This is a genomic window from Thermomonospora catenispora, assembly GCF_006363815.1.
Lineage (GTDB): Bacteria > Actinomycetota > Actinomycetes > Streptosporangiales > Streptosporangiaceae > Thermomonospora > Thermomonospora catenispora.
Map to the genome: position 1 here is coordinate 1 of NZ_RRYT01000017.1, position 16979 is coordinate 16979.

The window sequence follows — 16979 nt, forward strand, 5'->3', positions numbered from 1 at the left end:
GCCCGCCCGCACCCGGCCCGGCCAGGCGAGCCCGGGCGCCCGCCCCGCGACGGGGCCGCGGCCCCGTCGCGGGCGGCCGAACCGGGGGCGGGCGAGGCGTCAGCCGCGCAGCGGGCCGAGGCACTCCTGCATCAGCAGCGTGTTCTTCAGGTAGAACGCCGGGTCGACGCCGGCGCCGTTCACCACCTCCCAGAAGGAGGCGTCGATGTCGGCGCGCGTCCGCCCCAGCAGCTCATTGCGGATCACCGCGGCGTCGAGCAGGGGGACGCCCTTCAGCGCGTCCGCCCTCTCCTCGGCGGGCAGCCGGCGGCACCGCTCGAGGGCGGGCGCCAGCCGCTCCACCTTCTGCGCATAGGCGTCGCCCGAGAGCTCCTCCGCTCCGGCGAACGCCTCGGCGACGTTCTCCAGCAGCTTCCGCTCCAGCTCCTCAGGCTCGACCGACAGCGCCGGGTACTCCTTGACGAACTCCTCCCACTCGACCTCCCGCACGGCCCTGGTCAGCTCCCCATACGGCGGCGGGGCCGTCCAGGCCTCCGCCAGCACCTCCCGCAGCAGACGCGGCTCCAGGTCCGTGACCTGCGCCAGCAGCGCCGCGTCGTAGAGGTCCTTGGCCTGCGGATGCATGTCGGTGATCAGCCACAGCAGCTTCCAGGCCAGGGACAGCTCCGGGGTCGCGCCGAACACCACGGGGGACGGCCGCCCGTCCACGCGCGGGACGCGGACCGGCTCGGGCAGCATCACCACGTGCTCGCCGAACACGAAGTCCAGCTGCACCTGGCCCGACGGCAGGCCCTCGGCGCGCCAGGGCAGCACCAGACGACGGCCGGGCACCCGGTCATAGGTCCAGATGCTCTCCTCCACCGCGCCGCCGCCCCGGATCTCCACGGGAGTGCCCGTGGAGGCGTCCTCGGCCAGCCGGATCAGCTCCTCCAGCATCCGGTCGGCCTTCCCGTCCTCGGCCTTCAGCGTCCGCGGCAGCACCACGAAGTCCAGGTCGCCGGGCTCGCGGGCGGCCGGGCCGAGCCAGGCGGCCAGCAGGAGGCTGCCGCGCAGCACCAGGTGGTCCCGCCAGACGGAGCCGGCGATCGCCGTGATGACGTGGTCGCACGCGGTCCGGCGGGCGGCGTACCAGCGGGCCCCGACCCGCGGGTCCTCGAACTGCGGATCACCGGCCCGCATCGCCCTGGCGTAGTGGAGCAGCGCGGGGTCGAACACCGGGCGCTGCACCACTCCGGGGCCGGACACCGGCCGCAGCGACACCGGCAGCTGCAGCCGCCGGCGCACGTCCTCCGCGGGAGGCTCCTGCGGCAGCCGGGTGGACGGCGGCCAGGGGCCCCAGCCGATCTCGTTCCAGGACTGCGTCATGATCGCGGCGCCTCCTCGATCCACCCGGCGTCCCACGACTCGTCGCTGTCGTGCACCACGAACTCCCGCTCCACCTCGGCGATGCGCACGCCGCGCCCGCGCAGCGCCGCGATCAGGGCGTCCAGGCGGCGTTCGGCGGTCGCGTCGCCGACCAGGCGGCAGCGCTGGGTGACGAAGCGTTCGGCGACCCCGTCCGCCCGCACCCGGCGGGCGTTGCGGGACAGGTGCGCGGCGTGCGGCGCGACCAGGGCGTCCAGCCCGGCGTGGTCCTCCCCGGGGGCCTGCAGCACCTTGACGTGGTGCTCGAAGTAGCGGCCGGGCCCCAGCGCGGCGGCGTCCCGATCCGTCCGCGGGACCCCCTCGTTCCAGGGGGCGGCCTCCACCTTGGTGCGCACGACGTCGAACCCGTCGCCCGCCAGCGCCCGCGCGGTCCGCTCGGTGGCCGCCATGGCGTCCTCCAGCGTCCCCCGGGCGCGCAGCGTCAGCATCGGCTGGGAGGGGCTGCGGCCCCGGTCCAGCACGATGTGCACGAACTTCAGACCGCGGACCTCGGCCCAGCGCGCCAGCGCCTCGGCGTCACGCCCGCCGCACCGCACGGTCAGATGCGCCTCGAAGTCTCCGGTGAACACGCTTCATCATCGCCTCCGCGCTCGGCGGGAGGCATCGCATTTTTCCGGGGTAGGGATGGGGCATGCGTTGCCTGGTCACCGGTGCGAGCGGATACATCGGCGGACGGCTGGTCCCCCGGCTGCTGGCCGCCGGGCACCGGGTGCGGTGTGCGGCGCGCCGCCCGGAGCGGCTGCGGGACCACCCCTGGGCCGACCGGGTGGAGACGGTGCGCGCCGACGTGCTGGACTTCCCGGCCACCCGGGCGGCGCTGGAGGACGTGGACGTGGCCTATTACCTGGTGCACACCATGGGCGGCGGGCGGGACTTCGCCGACCGGGACCGCCAGGCGGCCCGCGTGTTCGCCGCGGCGGCCCGGCAGGCGGGGGTGTCGCGGATCGTGTACCTGGGCGGGCTGGGGTCCGGCGACCGCCTGTCGCCGCACCTGCGGTCCCGGGCCGAGGTCGGCGAGATCCTGCTGGCCTCGGGGGTGCCGACGGCGGTGCTGCGCGCGGCGGTGATCATCGGGTCGGGGTCGGTGTCGTTCGAGATGCTGCGGTATCTGACCGAGCGGCTCCCGATGATGGTGACCCCGGGCTGGGTGCACACCCGGATCCAGCCGATCGCCATCCGCGACGTGCTGCGCTACCTGGTGGGCGCGGCGGAGCTGCCCCGGCACGTGCACCGGACGTTCGACATCGGCGGGCCCGACGTGCTGACGTACGCGCAGATGATGCAGCGGTACGCCGCCGTGGCGGGGCTGTCGAAGCGGATCGTGGTGCCGGTGCCGGTGCTCTCGCCCCGGCTGTCGAGCCTGTGGATCGGGCTGATCACCCCGGTCCCGGGGACGATCGCCCGGCCGCTGGTGGAGTCGCTGCGCACCGAGGTGGTGTGCGGCGAGCACGACATCGCCGCCCACATCCCCGATCCGCCGGAGGGGTTGACCGGCTTCGACCGGGCGGTGGAGTTGGCGCTGCGCAAGATCCGGGAGGCCGACGTGACCACCCGGTGGACGTCCGCGTCCACGCCCGGGGCGCCCAGCGACCCGCTGCCCACCGACCCCGACTGGGCGGGCGGCACCCTGTACGTGGACGAGCGGGAGCGGTTCTGCCGGGCCGAGCCGCGGGAGCTGTGGCGGGTCGTGGAGGGGGTGGGCGGCGCCAACGGCTGGTACTCGCTGCCGGTGGCCTGGCGGCTGCGCGGCCTGCTGGACCGGCTGACCGGCGGGGTCGGGCTGCGCCGCGGCCGGCGGGACCCCCGGCGGCTGCGGGTCGGGGACGCGGTGGACTTCTGGCGGGTGGAGGAGATCGAGCCCGGGCGGCTGCTGCGGCTGCGCGCCGAGATGCGGCTGCCCGGCCGCGCCTGGCTGGAGATGTCGGTGCACCCCGCGCCGGGCGGCTCCCGCTACCGGCAGCGCGCGGTGTTCCACCCCCGCGGGCTGCCGGGGCATCTGTACTGGCACGCCATCGCGCCGTTCCACGGGCTGATCTTCGGCGGGATGCCGCGGGGCATCGCCCGGGCCGCCGAGGCCGGCCGCCCCCTCCCGGCTCCCGGGGATCGGCGGCGTGCGACCATGCGATCATGACGACTCTGCCGTTGACGCCCGACGAGCTGCTGACCACCACCCGTGCCGTGCGCAAGCGGCTGGACCTGGACCGGCCGGTGCCGATGGAGCTGATCCGCGAGTGCCTGGAGATCGCCCTGCAGGCGCCCAGCGGCAGCAACGCCCAGGGCTGGGAGTGGGTGGTGCTGACCGACCCGCGGATCAAGGCCGAGGTCGCCGGGTACTACCGGCGGTCCTGGGACGCCTACAGCGCCTCCAAGGCGTCGGCCGCCAACCTGCACGCCGACGATCCGGAGCGGGCGGCGGTGCAGCGGCGGGTGGGCGCCAGCGCCGCCCACCTGGCCGAGGTCCTGGAGCGGGTGCCGGTGCTGCTGATCCCCTGCCTGCACGTGCCGGGCGGGGAGCTCCCCAAGGGCAACCAGGCCGGGCTGTGGGGGTCGCTGCTGCCGGCGGTGTGGAGCTACATGCTGGCCGCCCGGGCCCGGGGCCTGGGCACGGCGTGGACCTCGCTGCACCTGCGCTACGAGCGTGAGGTCGCCGAGCTGCTGGGGCTTCCGGAGGACGTGCGGCAGGGGGCGCTGGTGCCGACCGCCTACTACACCGGCGACTCCTTCCGTCCGGCGCCGCGGCGTCCGCTGGAGGAGGTCCTGCACGTCAACGGCTGGTGAGGCGGGCGACCAGCGCGGTGAGGGCGGCGCCGAGCGGGGCGTCGAGGCGGACCGCGGCGTGGTCGTCGCCGCGGGTGCGGCCCCGGTTGACGATCGCGATGGGGACGGCGTGCCGGTGGGCGTGCAGGACGAACCGGTAGCCCGACATCACGGTCAGGGAGGAGCCCAGCACCAGCAGGGTGCCGGCCCGTTCGGTGAGCCCGTAGCAGGTCCGCACCCGGTCGGGCGGGACGTTCTCCCCGAAGAAGATCACATCCGGTTTGAGCACGCCGCCGCAGCGGGCGCAGTCCACGGTCCGGAACGCGGCGATCTGCTCGTCGGTCAGCACCGCGTCCCCGTCGGGGTTGAACTCCGCGGCGCGGGCCGTCCAGCCGGGGTTGGCCTCGCGCAGCCGCCGGTCCAGCTCCTCGCGCGGCGTCCGCTCGCCGCAGTCCAGGCAGCGGACCCGGTCCAGGCTGCCGTGCAGCTCGATCACGTCGACGGCCCCGGCGGCCTGGTGCAGGCCGTCGACGTTCTGGGTGATGATCCCGCTGACCAGTCCGCGCCGCTGCAGCTCGGCGACGGCGCGGTGCCCGGCGTTGGGGGCGGCGCGGGCCACGTGCCGCCAGCCCAGGTGGCTGCGCGCCCAGTACCGCCGGCGGGCCTCCGCGCTGCCGACGAACGTCTGGTACGTCATCGGGGTCGCCCGCCGTCTGCGTCCGGTCTCGCCCCGGTAGTCGGGGATCCCCGACTCGGTGGACAGTCCGGCGCCGCTCAGCACGACCACGTCGCCGTCGGCGACCAGGTCGGCCAGCAGGTCCAGCCCGGCGATCCGTCCGGTGCCGACAGCCTGCGTCATGTCCTCCATGGTGCCCGACGCGGACGGATGGCCCGGCCCGCCCGCCTGCAGGCGGGCCGGGGCATCGGTGGCGGGTCTCCGTCGAGACGACGGCTTCCCCGGACCCGCCGGGCTCGGATCAGGGCGTGACGGTGATGGTCAGCCGGGGCAGCGACGGGATGCGGTAGTCGCCGGGCTCGGGGGCGACCTCGGCGGCGAGCCGCCGGCCGGCGTCGGCCGGGATGACGATCTCCAGCGCCTCCGGGGTGTCGTTGCAGGCGAACTCCTCCCCCGGCAGGAACACCACCGGCGGGCGAGTCCTGGCCTGCAGGATCAGGGGGATGCCGTGCGGGATCCGCCCGGGCAGCACCCGGGTGAACTGCGGCACGTGCTGCGCCCCCATGATCACCTGCACGTCGCCGGTCTGTTCGCCGACCCGGGCGTCGAGCTGGTGCAGGAACAGGTAGCCGGTGCCCGAGCCCTCCCTGCGGGCGCCCTCCTCCACCGCCTGCGCCACGTCGGGCAGGTGCGCCAGCGAGGAGCGGTGCAGGTCGGTGATCAGCATCGGCAGGTGGTGCCGCAGCGCGCCCAGCACTCCTTGCACGTTCCACGCCTGGGCGGCGTGCAGCTCCTCGGTGGTGATCCCGACGAACTGGAGGAAGGTGATCCTCCCGATCGCGGTCTCCAGCTCCCCCAGCTCGGGGTCGGGCACGAACCCGCCGGCCCGGATCGCCGAGTCCGGGACGTCGGGGTCCAGCGGGTCGGGGTGCTCGATGAAGTGCCCGGCGGCGAAGTCGTTCCCGGTGCGGGAGACGTAGGAGGCCAGCCGTTCCATCTGGTGCATCGCCCAGTTGGGCGGGGTCTGGTCCCGGCCGGGGTCACGCGGCACCCGGAGCGTGAACTCATAGCCGCGCTCCTCGAAGGGGGCGGTGAGCGCGTATCCGATGAGGTGCCAGTGCGGGACGGGCTCGGTCCGCGGGTAGGCCGCGATGAGGTTGGTGACGAAGGGCCCCATCGGCTGCGGCCCCATCGGCCGGTACGGCACCGGCGGGGTCCACTCCAGACGCGGGACGTCCCCGTACCTCTTCCTGAGCTCCGCGTCGATCGCTTCCCAGTTCTGGTAGACCAGCATGCCCGTCCTTGTGCGGTTCTCTCATCGGCTCAACGCCCCTTACCGACGCGCCGGCGATCAAGAACGATCCCCAATGTGATACAGGTCACACCTTTTGTCGCATTTCACCGGGAAACCGCCGCCCCCGCGCCGGGAGTCGTATCGGGCGCGGCCCGCGCCGATGCGCCATGGGCGGCGGCGCCGGGGCGCCGGAGGCCCGGAGGCGAGGTCCGCCGCCGGACGCCGCGCGGGGAAGGTGAGGGGACCGATGACCGTCGATCCGACCGAGCGGGACGTTCCCGGCGAAGAGCCCGAGGAGGAGCCCGGCGAAGAGCCCTATGGGGAGCCCGCGGAGGGGCCCGGCGGAGGGTTCGCCGAAGGGCTCGGGAAAGGCCTTGGGAAGGGACTCGACGAGGAGCCCGCCGAGGAGGAGAGGCGGTGGGCGACCGCGACCCTGGATGCGATCCCGCTGCCGGGGTCGCGGCCGTGGAAGCTGTCGATCGGCGGGCTGCTGAGCCGCCACCCCAAGGTCCCGCGCGGCGCCGGACGGGTGCTGGGGCTGCTCGACCGGTTCGGCGCCATCGAGTTCGGGCCCGAGAAGGTCGGTTTCGACGGTGAGGACGTCCGCTGGGAGAAGGTCATCGAGATCCGCACCCGCACCCTCGACGACCTACTGCTCGGCCCGGTCTCCGAGTCCGTGGTCGACCGGGTCCGGGACCGGCTCCCGCCCGCCCCCGGCCGCAGGTGGGCGGTGCGGCAGGCCGTCCAGACCGTGACCGCCCTGGTCCTGGCGGCCCGCCAGGACCTGCTGGAGGGGCGCGCCGACCGCACCCCCATCCCCTGCGAGATCGTCTACCTCGGCCGGCTGGGCGGGGTGAAGCACATGGAGGCCGGTCTGTTCGCCGCCCTGTGCATGGACCGTCGTCCCGAGATCGGCGCGGCCCTGCAGGCGGCCGCCCGCCGCCGCCATGTGGCCGTCTGCCCCGCCGCCCCGCACGACCTGACGACCGGCACCGCCCAGCGCGCCAAGGCCCTGCAGCGCCGCACGGCGCTGCTCACCGCCCGCCTGCGCACCGCCGCCGGCCGCTCGGCCGAGTGAACGCGCCCCCGCGGCGGTCGCCGCCCGAGGCCTCGCGCAGGGCCTCACCGAGGCGCGCCCGGGCGAGGACCCGCGGGCGGATCCGTGGGCGACCCGGCCGGCTCGGAGGGGCCGCCGGTCAGCCGAGCCAGCGGCCGTCGCGCATGAGGTCGCGGCCGGGCAGCTCGTCGGCCTCCCGCCAGGCCTGGACGCGCCGCGGCCGGATCCGGAAGTACCGGTAGGGCTCGTCGAGCTCGCGCGGGTCGAACCCGGTCTTGGCGGCGAAGGCGTCCCCGACCTCCCGGCCGAGGTCGGCGATGTCGACCGGCTCGGCGACGCCGTCGATGACCACGACGTCCCGCGTCGGGCCGAGACCGAGCCGCACCCGGCCGTCGGCCAGCAGGTTGCGGGCGGTGACCGACGCGCGCGGCGTCGAGATCAGGATCGTGGACCCGTCCCACAGGTACGACAGCGGGATGAGGTGGACCCCGCTCGCGGGGCTCGACGTCGCGACCCACAGGTCGACGTCGTCGCGCAGCTTGGCGTGGGCGTCCCGCAGCCTCTCCTCGAGCGTGCGCGGCGGCGGTGCCTCCGTCATCTCTCCTCCAGCCATGCGTTGTCGGCGTTCCGGCGGGGGAAGCCGTTCACCGAGCCGTCGCCGCGGCCAGCGCCCTGACGGCGTCGCGCGCGCCGTCCACATCGTGCGCCCGGTGCACCACGAAGCGCACGTATCCGTTCGGCAGGGCGAGGACCCGGACACCATGGGCGGCGAGGCGGGCGGCGCACTCTCGCGCGGTCAGTCCGGCGAGCCGCACCATGACGATATTGGTCGGCCGCGGCGGGCGCAGCAACTGCGCGCCCGGCACCGTCGCGAGCTCCGCGGCGAGCGCGGCGGCCGTCTCGTGGTCGGCGGCCAGCTCGGGCAACCGGTCGAGCGCGACCAGCGCGGCCGCCGCGACCACCCCCGACTGGTGCATCGAGCCGCCCAGCCAGGTGCGCAGCTCGCGAGCGCGCGCCACCTGCTCGCGGGTCCCGCACAGCAGGCTGCCGACCGGCGCGCCCAATCCCTTGGAGACGGAGAAGGAGACGCTGTCGGCGGGCTCGGCCAGCTCCGCGGGCGGCACCCCGAGCGCCACGGCCGCGTTGGCGAGCCGGGCCCCGTCGAGGTGGAGGTGCGCGCCGTGCCGGTGCGCCAGCTCGGCCACGGCCCGCGTCGCCGCCGCGTCGAGGGCGTTGCCGGCGTGCATCATGCTCGTGTTCTCCAGGCAGACCACGGTCGGCCGGTCCGTCCCGGCGGCGAGGAGGGCGGCCAGCTCGCCCAGGTCGGGCAGGCCGTCGGGCCGCTGCCGCACCGGCTCCGGCTCGACCCCGCCGAAGCGGCGGAGCCCGTCCGCCTCCAGGAACGCCATGTGGCTGTCGGCGCCGACGATCAGCCGCGGGGCGGGCGTCCCGGCCGGCCCGGCCGCGGCGAGCGGGGCGAGCAGGTTGGCCATCGTGCCGGTGGGCGTGAACAGCGCCGCCTCGGTGCCGAGCAGCGCGGCGGCCCGTTCCTGGAGCAGGGCGACCGTCGGATCGTCGCCGTACACGTCGTCGCCGACCCGGGCCCGCGCCATCGCCTCGCGCATCCGCGCGTCCGGCACGGTGCGGGTGTCGCTGCGGAAGTCGAGCCGCTCGGTCCGCGACATCGCCGCCTACCCTCCCGCCCGGTGGGCGACCCAGACGGCGCGGGGCCTGGTGTAGCCCTCCACCGCGTGGAGGCCCAGCTCGCGGCCGTACCCGGACTGGCCGAGCCCGGAGACGCTGACGGTCTCCTCGGTGTCGCCCCAGGTGTTGATCCACACCATCCCGGCGCGCAGCGCCCGGCTGAAGCGCTCGACCCGCCCGGCGTCGGAGGTCCACACCGAGGCCGACAGGCCGTACGCCGTGTCGTGCGCGAGGGCCAGGGCCTCGGCGTCGGAGCCGAACGAGGCGACGGACAGGACCGGACCGAAGATCTCCTCGCGCCAGGCGCGGCAGTCCGGCGGCGCCGCGTCCAGGACGACCGGGTTGACGAAGAACCCGCCGCCCGGATCCGGCCGGACCGCGGACCGGCCCGGTGGGAGGATCACCTTCGCGCCCCGGACCGCCGCCTCCTCGACCGTCTCGACCACCCGTTCGACCGCCGCCCGGGTGATCAGCGGGCCGAGGTCGGTGCCGGGGTCGGCGGGCGGGCCGACCCGCAGCCCGCCGGCCAGCTCGACCACGCGGTCGACGAACTCCGCGTGCACGGCCCGGTCCACGATGAGACGCGTCCCGGCCACGCACATCTGGCCGGTGTTGCCGGTGAAGCCCGTGACCACCGCGCGCGCGGCCGCCTCCAGGTCGGCGTCGCGGAAGACCACCACCGGGCTCTTGCCGCCCAGCTCCAGCGAGACGGGCTTGACGCCGTCGGCGCAGCGCCGGGCGACCTCGCGTCCGGCCGCCGTCGAGCCGGTGAAGGAGACCATGCCGACGGCCGGGTGGTCGCACAGCAGCCGGCCGGTCCCGGCTCCGCCGTAGACGGCGGTGAGCACGCCGTCGGGGAGGACGTCGGCGGCGCGTTCGACCAGGCGGCGGATCGACAGCGGCGTCTCGGGCGCCGGTTTGACGACGATCGTGTTGCCGTAGGCGAGCGCCGCGGCGATCTTCCAGACGGCCAGGAGGAGCGGATAGTTGTTGGGGCAGATCGCCGCGCACACCCCGACCGGCACGCGGTCGGTGTAGGTGCGCATGCCGGGGCCGGTGGGGTGGGTCTCCCCCACCGGGTACAGGGCCGCCGCCGCGAACCAGTCGAGCACGCGGGCGGCGAAGTCCACCTCCCCCTCGGCGCGCGCCGTGGGCTTGCCCGCGTTGAGCCGTTCCAGCGCCGTGAACTCCTCGCGCTCGGTGCGCAGCAGATCCGCGAGCCCGCGGAGGAGGTCCGAGCGGCGGGCCGGGGGGACGTCGGCCCAGTGCTCGCGGAACGCCCGGTCCGCCCGCGCCACGGCGTCGGCGACCGCCCGCTCCCCGGTGTCCGGCAGCCGGGTGATGACGCGGCCGGTGGCGGGGTCGAGGATCGGCCGCCCCTCGGGGGCCGGGGCGCCGGCGGTCATCCCAGCACCTCGGCGTTGCCGGCGAGGCGCAGCGCGGCGTCCAGCTCGGCGACCAGGCCGAGGAACGCCTCCCGGCCCATGCCCGCTCCGGCGCTGCCCAGCAGCCTCAGCTCGTATCCGTCGGGATGCCGCCACCAGGCGTCGCAGGCCCCGTAGGCGGCGCTGAGGTAGCCCAGGTGCACCGGGCGCCCGTCGAGGTCGGCGACCTCGGTCGTGGCGGGGTGCTCCTCGCGCTTGGGCGGGAACTCCAGCCGGCCGCCGCCGGCGCGCTGCGCCACCAGCCGCAGCTCGTCGCCGGACGCCGAGGCGTAGACGACCTCCAGCTCGCGGACGGACGAGCCGTCGCCGAACGTCGCGGCGCTGTCGGCGCGGAACCCGCCGACCGAGACGGGCACCCCCTGCCCGGCGAGGAACGCGGCGACGTCGCCGGAGGGGACCCACTCGCCCTCGTGCGCGCCGCCCCGCCGGCGGAAGACGAACACCCCGGTGGGCACCGACACCATCTCGGCCGGGTGCCTGGCCCAGTAGCTCAGCTCGGAGAACGGCGTGGCCAGGATCCGCGGCACCGCCTCCGGCACGGCCGGCCGCAGCGCGGCGAAGAGCCCGACGATCTCCTCGTCGGCGAACTCCCCCTCCAGGACCGACAGCTCGACCGTGGTGCGCGCCAGCCGGGCGCTGCCGGCCCGGTTGCCCAGATAGTCGGTCCCCAGCCAGACCACCCGGCCGTCGCCGATCTCCACCGGCCGGGTCCGGCCGCCCCACAGGCACGGGTGGTCCGCGGCCGGGAAGGCCCAGTCGTACAGGAACTGCTTGATGCGCAGCCGCCGTCCGCCGCCGGAGATCTCGGTGCGGTAGGCGGCCGGGTTGGCGTCGCTCCACGGGGTGCGGCCGGCGGCGTCGGTGCGGCCGGGAGGGGCCTCGCGGCGGAGCGTGCCGACGGCGGTGTCGCAGCCAGCGGGCAGGGCGGAGGGCCGCCAGACCACGAAGTTGCACCACTCCTGGGCCTGCGCCTCCGCGATCGTCGGGGGCACGGGGTCAAGGTCGGCCGCGCGGGCCAGGGTGCGCCAGCGCCACGTGGGGACGGTCGTGCTCACCACGCCTCCTAGAGTCGGTCCGAAGCTCTGCGAGATGGTCGAGCCAGGCGGAGCTCGATGCCAGGAACATCCATTCGCCGACCCCCAGCTCCTCCCGCAGGGAGGGCGGCAGCGACGGCAGCCCGAACGGCAGGCCGAGCTCGTCCGACAGCGCGGCCATCCGCCGGACGTAGGAGGGGTCGACGGGGGACGGGAAGCCCTGCTTGCGGCGGCGCCGCACGGGCTCGGGCACCAGGTCGGCGAGCGCGGTCTTCAGCAGCTCCTTGTGGCCGCCGGGCGGCCCGGCGTTCTTCAGATGCTCGGGGCAGCGGAAGGCCAGCTCCGCGAGGGCGACGTCCTGGAAGACCGGCCGGTCCTCCAGGGTGAAGGTGGACGAGGTGGCGTCCACCATGTCGTTGACGTAGACGAGGAAGCGCCGCATCAGGTGGTATCGGCCGCGCTTGAGCGGGTCGAGCGTGTCGAGCGCCCGGTACTCGGCCATGACGCGCTCCCACACCTGCTCGGTCACCGCCGCCATGTCGACGCCGAGCTCGCCCGCCAGCCAGGTGACGAGCCGGGCCCAGACCGGCCGTTCGTCGGGGTGGAGCCGGTGGGTCAGGTAGTGGCGGCCGTGGACGTGGGTGGGGGCGGCGGGGTCGACCACGGGGAAGTACCGGCCGTCCTGGTAGCCCCACAGCTCGTCGGAGCCGTGCCCGGAGTAGACGACCACCTTCCCGTCGGCGGCGACGGTCTCATACAGCCGGTGCATCGCCAGCTCGGCGCCGTGCAGCAGCGGCCGCATCAGCCGGGCGGGCAGGAACGGCACCAGCTCGGCGGCGTCGCGGCGGCCCACCTCGCAGACGGTGAGCGGGACGCCGAGCCGGGCGGCGACCTCGCGGGCGTGCGCCGCATCGTCGCCGGAGCCGCCGACGCCGTCCTGGTAGCGCAGCACGTACCCGTGGACCGGCAGGCCCGCGGCGCGCAGCCCGGCGACGACCGCCGTGCTGTCGACGCCGCCGCTGAGCACCGCGGCCCGGGGGACGTCGGAGACGCACCGGTCGGCGACCGCCCGGTCGAAGGCGGCCCTGATCTCCTCGGGGGCGACCGGGGCGTCGTCCGGTTCGGGCCGCCAGTACCGGAGGGCGCGGACGCGCGGCGGCTCCACCACCAGGCATTCGGCGGGCTGCAGGGCCCGGACGCCGCGCAGCCAGGTCCGGTCGTCGGCCGCGTCCATCCGGACCCAGGCGCGCAGCACGTACTCGGCGGGGTCGGTCTCGATCGGCACCAGGCCGGTGCGCAGCAGCGCCCCCGGTTCGGAGGCGAACACCAGACCGCCGGGCACGCGGGCGTAGGTCAGCGGTTTCACGCCGAAGTGGTCGCGGGCCAGCACCACGCGGCCGGCGGCGGTGTCGTGCCAGGCGAGGGCGAACATGCCGGACAGCGGCCGCAGCGCGGCCGCCGGGTCGGGCTCCCGGCAGACCTGCTGGAGCACGAACTCGGTGTCGCAGGAGGTGCGGCGCGGCCACAGCGGCGGCGCCGGCGAACGGGAGCCGTAGACCTCGCCGTTGTGCACCAGCACGACGCGGCCGGCGGGGTCGGACATCGGCTGGTCGCCGGCCGGGCCGCGGTCGCGGACGGCCAGCCGCACCGCGCACAGCATGACCGTGCCGCAGGAGGAGACATACGGGGGGCGGGCGCCCTCGCCGCGATGGGCCATGGCGGCGGTGAGCGTCCGGCCGAGCGCCTCCAGCCAGGCGCGGTCCCGCGGCCCGTCCAGGCTGATGAACCCCGCTATCCCGCACATGCGATCCGCTCCGGTTCCGCCGGCCAGAGCCGGGAGAGCTCGGCCAGGGCGTCGATGTAGACGTGCTCGATGCCGTGGTGCCCGCCCGGGTGCTCCCGGTAGGCGTGGGGCACGCCGTGCGCGTCGAGGGCCGCGTGCAGCGCGCGGGCGCCCCAGTGCATGCCGTACTCGTCGCGTTCGCCGACCGACAGGTACAGCAGGCCGAGCGCGGCCAGCCGGTCGGCGTGGCGGGGCAGCAGCCGCACCGGGTCGTGGGCGAGCCAGCGCCGCCACACCCGGTCGCGGAACAGGCCCGTCCGCGGGTCGCACGGCAGCGCGTCCGCGGGGTCGACGCCCGGCGCGTCGGCGTAGCACATTCCCATCGCGACGAGGCTCATCGCCACCATGAAGGGGGCGTCGTGCGGGCCGTGGTCGCGGCGCGCCAGCAGGGCGTCGACGCCGCCGGCCTCCCGGATGACGTCGAGGGCGGCGGGCAGCAGCGGCAGATAGCAGTGCTCGAACCCGGCGTCCGGCGAGCAGGCGAGCACGGCCCCGAACAGGGTGGAGGTCATGCCCGCGAGCAGCGCCCCGTAGCCGCCGCTGGACTTGCCGGCGACGGCCCGCCACGCCGGTTCCGGGCGGGTGGCGAAGCGCCGGTCCACCTCCGCGACGACCTCGGCGAGATGGCCGGCGTAGCGGCCGCAGGCGGGGGAGTCGATGTACTGCGAGCCACCGTAGGCGGTCGTGCAGTCGGGGACCACGACCAGGGCGTGCGGCACCCGGCCCTCGGCCATGGCCCGGCGCAGCCGTTCGGCGACGGAGCCGCCGAAGGTCAGCGTCCGCCCCTCGAGGGTGGGGTGGGCGCCGAACCCCGGCAGCCAGTACACGACCGGGTAGCGCAGGGAGTCGTCGTAGCCGGGCGGCAGGTGCACCTCGATCCGCCGCCGGTGCGGGTCGCCCAGCGGGTTGCCGCGCAGGCTGGCGCTCTCGCAGTGGAGCAGGACGGGTCCGCTCATGGGCGTTCCCCGCCCGCCGCCAGCGCGCGCTCCACATGGCGCACGTAGTAGGAGGGGTGGTGGAAGACCGCGGAGAGCAGCACGCCGTCGCTGACCCACAGGCTGTAGGAGCTGCCGAACAGCAGGTCGCCGTTCAGCAGGGCCTCCAGGGTGCTCGCCGCCACCTCGGTCCAGCCCTCGCCGCCGCCGACGTGCTCGCGGGCCGGGCCCGGGCCGAGCCGGGCCACCCGCCCCGCCACCGGGTCGAGCAGGAAGGAGGTCTCCTCGCCGTCGTCCTCGTGCAGCGAGATGACGTGCCGCCCGGCGCCGTCGTCCAGCGCCCGGTACCAGTAGTCGGTCGCCACCAGCCGGTCCAGCAGCTCACCGAGCAGGTCCTCGGCCGGGCGGGTCTGCCGTCCGTACCGGTCGACGGCTGGCCGGAACGGCGGCACCGGCGTGGCCGGGTCGAAGGAGACCTCGGCGTAGACCCGCTCGAAGTCGTAGGCGTCGGGGGCGACCGGCCCGTCGGTCAGGGCGGCCTTGCCGCCGGTCACCTCGATCACCTGGCCGGGGCCCCACAGCAGGCCGTCGCGGCCCAGCTCGCCGAGCCTGCCCAGCGCCTCCACCGGGCTGAAGGGGAAGATCGTCCGGTTGCACCAGGAGTAGTCGCGGTCTCCTTCGCCGCTGACCCGCCAGCCGAACGACGAGGGCACCGTCACGGTCGCCGACAGCGTCGTCACGTACCGGTCGAAGGCGGCCTCGGCGCGGGCGCGCACCGCCTCCGGCTCGGTCGGCCGGCGGCGCTCGGTGAGCACGCCGGGCGGTGAGACGCTGTGCGCGGGGACGAACGCCAGGTCGAGCCGGGGCGCGTCGTCGCCGTCGAACGCCGCCACGGTCGCCTCGTGCAGCAGCGCGTCCCCGCAGAGCATGACGGCGGCGTCCGCGGTCTGGACCAGCACGCTCATCTCGGGGAACGGCACGGCCGAGGGGAAGGTGCGCAGCGTCGCCCCGTCCAGGGCGATCGTGTCGCCGGGGGTCACCGGGCGCAGCCGCTCGAAGCCCAGCCGGCGCAGCGTCCAGGAGATCGCCTGGTGGCCGAGCCCGGAGGCGGTCAGCCGCGGCGGCACGGGGCCGGAGGGATAGATGCAGGTGATGTCGCGGGCGCGGCGCGGGCTGTCGTCGAAGTCCACGTCGGCGCCCTCGACCAGGCGCAGCAGCGAGGGGAAGTGGTGGTGGTCGAAGTGGTGGTGGCTGAGGACGATGTAGTCGACCCCCTCGCCGAGGACCTCCTCGACCAGTCCGTCCGGCAGCGCCGGATGGTGCTCCCAGAACCGGTCCAGCCGCTGGGTCAGCCACGGGTCGAACAGGATGCGCTCCGCCCCGGTCTCGACGAGGACGGCGGCGTGGCCGAGACAGGTCAGGCGCATCAGTCGGTCACCTCGTAGACGCAGCGGAACCCGACCTCGTTGTGCCGGTCGGTGAGCAGGTCCTTGCCGCGGTAGAAGGTGGTCAGGCAGCTCGGCGGCGACGTCCAGGTGCCGCCGCGCAGGACGTGGAAGGCGTCCTTGCGGTTCATGAACTCCAGCGGGTGCCGCCCCTTGAAGAAGGGGTCCATGTCCTCGCCGGTGTAGAAGTTGGTCCGGGTGATCTCCCAGACGTTCCCCGACATCTGCAGGGCCCCGTACGGGCTGGCGCCCTCGGGGAGGGCGTCCGCGGGCAGCACCGGGTGCGCCGGGTTCTCGCCCTGGGAGACGGTGACCAGCAGCGCCTCCAGGGAGTCCAGGTCGGACACGGCGGTGCCGAAGGACCGCTCGACGTAGTTCACGCGGGCGGGGTCCCACTCGTCGCCCCACGGGTAGCGGCGGCCGTCCACGCCGCGGGCGGCCTTCTCCCACTGGACCTCGCTGGGCAGCGAACCGCCGGCCCAGTTCGCGAAGGCGTAGGCGTCGTACCAGTCGATGCCCACGACCGGGAGGTCGGGGGCGTTGAAGCGCGGGTCGTGCCAGTGCGCGGGGACGTGCGATCGGCCCTCCGGCTGGTCGGGGTGGTCGAACTCGCCCGAGTCGCCGACCTCCTCCAGGAACTCCCGGTAGCGCGCGTTGGTCACCGCGGTCCGGTCGATGAGGAACGTGGGCACGTCCACCACGCGCAGGGTGTTGTCGCCCTGCGTCATGCGGAAGGGGTCGGGCTCGGCCTTCGCCCCGATGATCGCGGGGCCGCCCGGCACCAGGACCACGTCGTCGTTGCGGCGGGGGCGTTTGCGGGCCGCCTCGAGCCGCTTGTGCATGTCCGCGAAGTACTCGTCCTCGAGACGGCGCAGCTCGGCCGGGTCGCGGGTGCCGAAGATGGCGAGCAGGGCGCGCTTGGTGAAGGCCGCGCCGCAGCCGACGGGCTTGCGCGTGAAGTCCGGCCGGGTGAAGTTGCTGGGCCAGCCGGAGATGCGGATGAGGTCGGGGACGGCGGCGGCGATCCGGTGCTCGGCGATGACCTTGAGCGCGGTGAAGGAGACCCAGTCGACCGTGTCGTGGGTGGCGGCGGCCACGGCGGCGTCGGCGTCGGGGTCGCCCGCGTGATGCTCGGCCAGCAGCCGGACGGCGGCGGCGCGCACCGGCCACTCCGGATGCGCCGCCACCAGGCTCGTCAGCAGCGGGATCCCGTCGGCCGTCCGCCCCTTGTGCTCCATGAGGGCGACGGCGCGCCCCACCGAGGCCCAGTAGCGGTCGTCGTCGGTGTCGTCGATCTCCAGCAGCTCCGCGGGGATATCGACCACCTGAGAAACGCGATTGCCTACCATCTCCGCCCCTTTCGT

The 16979-nt window shown here is 75.3% G+C and carries 15 protein-coding genes; 3 read left to right on the top strand and 12 right to left on the bottom strand.

Features of this window, described 5'->3' with window-relative positions:
* Positions 1-99 precede the first annotated feature (99 nt).
* Both EIO00_RS14580 and EIO00_RS14585 read right to left on the bottom strand, forming a co-directional pair.
* Entirely contained in the window at positions 100-1365 is a 1266-nt protein-coding gene (locus tag EIO00_RS14580) for a nucleotidyl transferase AbiEii/AbiGii toxin family protein (RefSeq protein ID WP_140179245.1), read from the bottom strand.
* Positions 1362-1994 carry a hypothetical protein gene (locus EIO00_RS14585; RefSeq protein WP_140179247.1) on the bottom strand — a complete coding sequence of 211 codons (633 nt, stop codon included), beginning with the start codon at positions 1992-1994 and terminating at the stop codon, positions 1362-1364. Before EIO00_RS14585 ends, EIO00_RS14580 begins: the two co-directional genes overlap by 4 nt.
* Positions 1995-2056: 62 nt before the next feature.
* Here EIO00_RS14585 and EIO00_RS14590 point away from each other — a divergent pair, with 62 nt between their 5' ends.
* The gene (locus EIO00_RS14590) at positions 2057-3556 is read left to right on the top strand and encodes an SDR family oxidoreductase (RefSeq protein ID WP_140179249.1); all 1500 of its coding nucleotides are present in this window, start codon (positions 2057-2059) and stop codon (positions 3554-3556) included.
* Positions 3553-4203, top strand: coding sequence for a nitroreductase family protein (locus EIO00_RS14595; RefSeq protein WP_140179251.1), 651 nt, complete (start codon positions 3553-3555; stop codon positions 4201-4203). Before EIO00_RS14590 ends, EIO00_RS14595 begins: the two co-directional genes overlap by 4 nt.
* Here the strand turns inward: EIO00_RS14595 and EIO00_RS14600 are convergent.
* Positions 4190-5041: an NAD-dependent protein deacetylase gene (locus tag EIO00_RS14600; protein WP_140179253.1), complete on the bottom strand. Its 852-nt coding sequence runs from the start codon at positions 5039-5041 to the stop codon at positions 4190-4192. The two genes, EIO00_RS14595 and EIO00_RS14600, sit on opposite strands and share 14 nt — an antisense overlap.
* Positions 5042-5159: 118 nt before the next feature.
* Positions 5160-6152, bottom strand: coding sequence for a suppressor of fused domain protein (locus tag EIO00_RS14605; RefSeq protein ID WP_140179255.1), 993 nt, complete (start codon positions 6150-6152; stop codon positions 5160-5162).
* A 247-nt stretch (positions 6153-6399) separates the two neighbouring features.
* Here EIO00_RS14605 and EIO00_RS14610 point away from each other — a divergent pair, with 247 nt between their 5' ends.
* Complete coding sequence (locus EIO00_RS14610; RefSeq protein WP_140179257.1) at positions 6400-7230, top strand: hypothetical protein; 831 nt, start codon at positions 6400-6402, stop codon at positions 7228-7230.
* A gap of 118 nt (positions 7231-7348) precedes the next feature.
* Here the strand turns inward: EIO00_RS14610 and EIO00_RS14615 are convergent, their stop codons facing one another.
* From EIO00_RS14615 to EIO00_RS14650, 8 genes are read right to left on the bottom strand one after another with little or no spacing between them, the layout of a single operon-like run.
* Complete coding sequence (locus tag EIO00_RS14615; RefSeq protein WP_140179259.1) at positions 7349-7807, bottom strand: pyridoxamine 5'-phosphate oxidase family protein; 459 nt, start codon at positions 7805-7807, stop codon at positions 7349-7351.
* Between the two features lie 46 nt (positions 7808-7853).
* The gene (locus EIO00_RS14620; RefSeq protein ID WP_140179261.1) at positions 7854-8894 is read right to left on the bottom strand and encodes a threonine aldolase family protein; all 1041 of its coding nucleotides are present in this window, start codon (positions 8892-8894) and stop codon (positions 7854-7856) included.
* Positions 8895-8900: 6 nt separating this feature from the next.
* Complete coding sequence (locus tag EIO00_RS14625; protein ID WP_140179263.1) at positions 8901-10319, bottom strand: aldehyde dehydrogenase family protein; 1419 nt, start codon at positions 10317-10319, stop codon at positions 8901-8903.
* Positions 10316-11413 carry a hypothetical protein gene (locus EIO00_RS14630; protein WP_140179264.1) on the bottom strand — a complete coding sequence of 366 codons (1098 nt, stop codon included), beginning with the start codon at positions 11411-11413 and terminating at the stop codon, positions 10316-10318. Before EIO00_RS14630 ends, EIO00_RS14625 begins: the two co-directional genes overlap by 4 nt.
* Positions 11355-13196, bottom strand: a complete 1842-nt coding sequence (locus EIO00_RS14635; RefSeq protein WP_140179266.1) for an asparagine synthetase B family protein — start codon at positions 13194-13196, stop codon at positions 11355-11357. Before EIO00_RS14635 ends, EIO00_RS14630 begins: the two co-directional genes overlap by 59 nt.
* Complete coding sequence (locus EIO00_RS14640; protein WP_140179268.1) at positions 13184-14191, bottom strand: alpha/beta hydrolase-fold protein; 1008 nt, start codon at positions 14189-14191, stop codon at positions 13184-13186. The genes EIO00_RS14635 and EIO00_RS14640 overlap by 13 nt, the downstream gene beginning before the upstream one ends.
* Positions 14188-15597, bottom strand: coding sequence for an MBL fold metallo-hydrolase (locus tag EIO00_RS14645; protein WP_140179270.1), 1410 nt, complete (start codon positions 15595-15597; stop codon positions 14188-14190). The genes EIO00_RS14640 and EIO00_RS14645 overlap by 4 nt, the downstream gene beginning before the upstream one ends.
* The gene (locus EIO00_RS14650; protein ID WP_206664141.1) at positions 15597-16940 is read right to left on the bottom strand and encodes a formylglycine-generating enzyme family protein; all 1344 of its coding nucleotides are present in this window, start codon (positions 16938-16940) and stop codon (positions 15597-15599) included. Before EIO00_RS14650 ends, EIO00_RS14645 begins: the two co-directional genes overlap by 1 nt.
* Between the last annotated feature and the right edge of the window lie 39 nt (positions 16941-16979).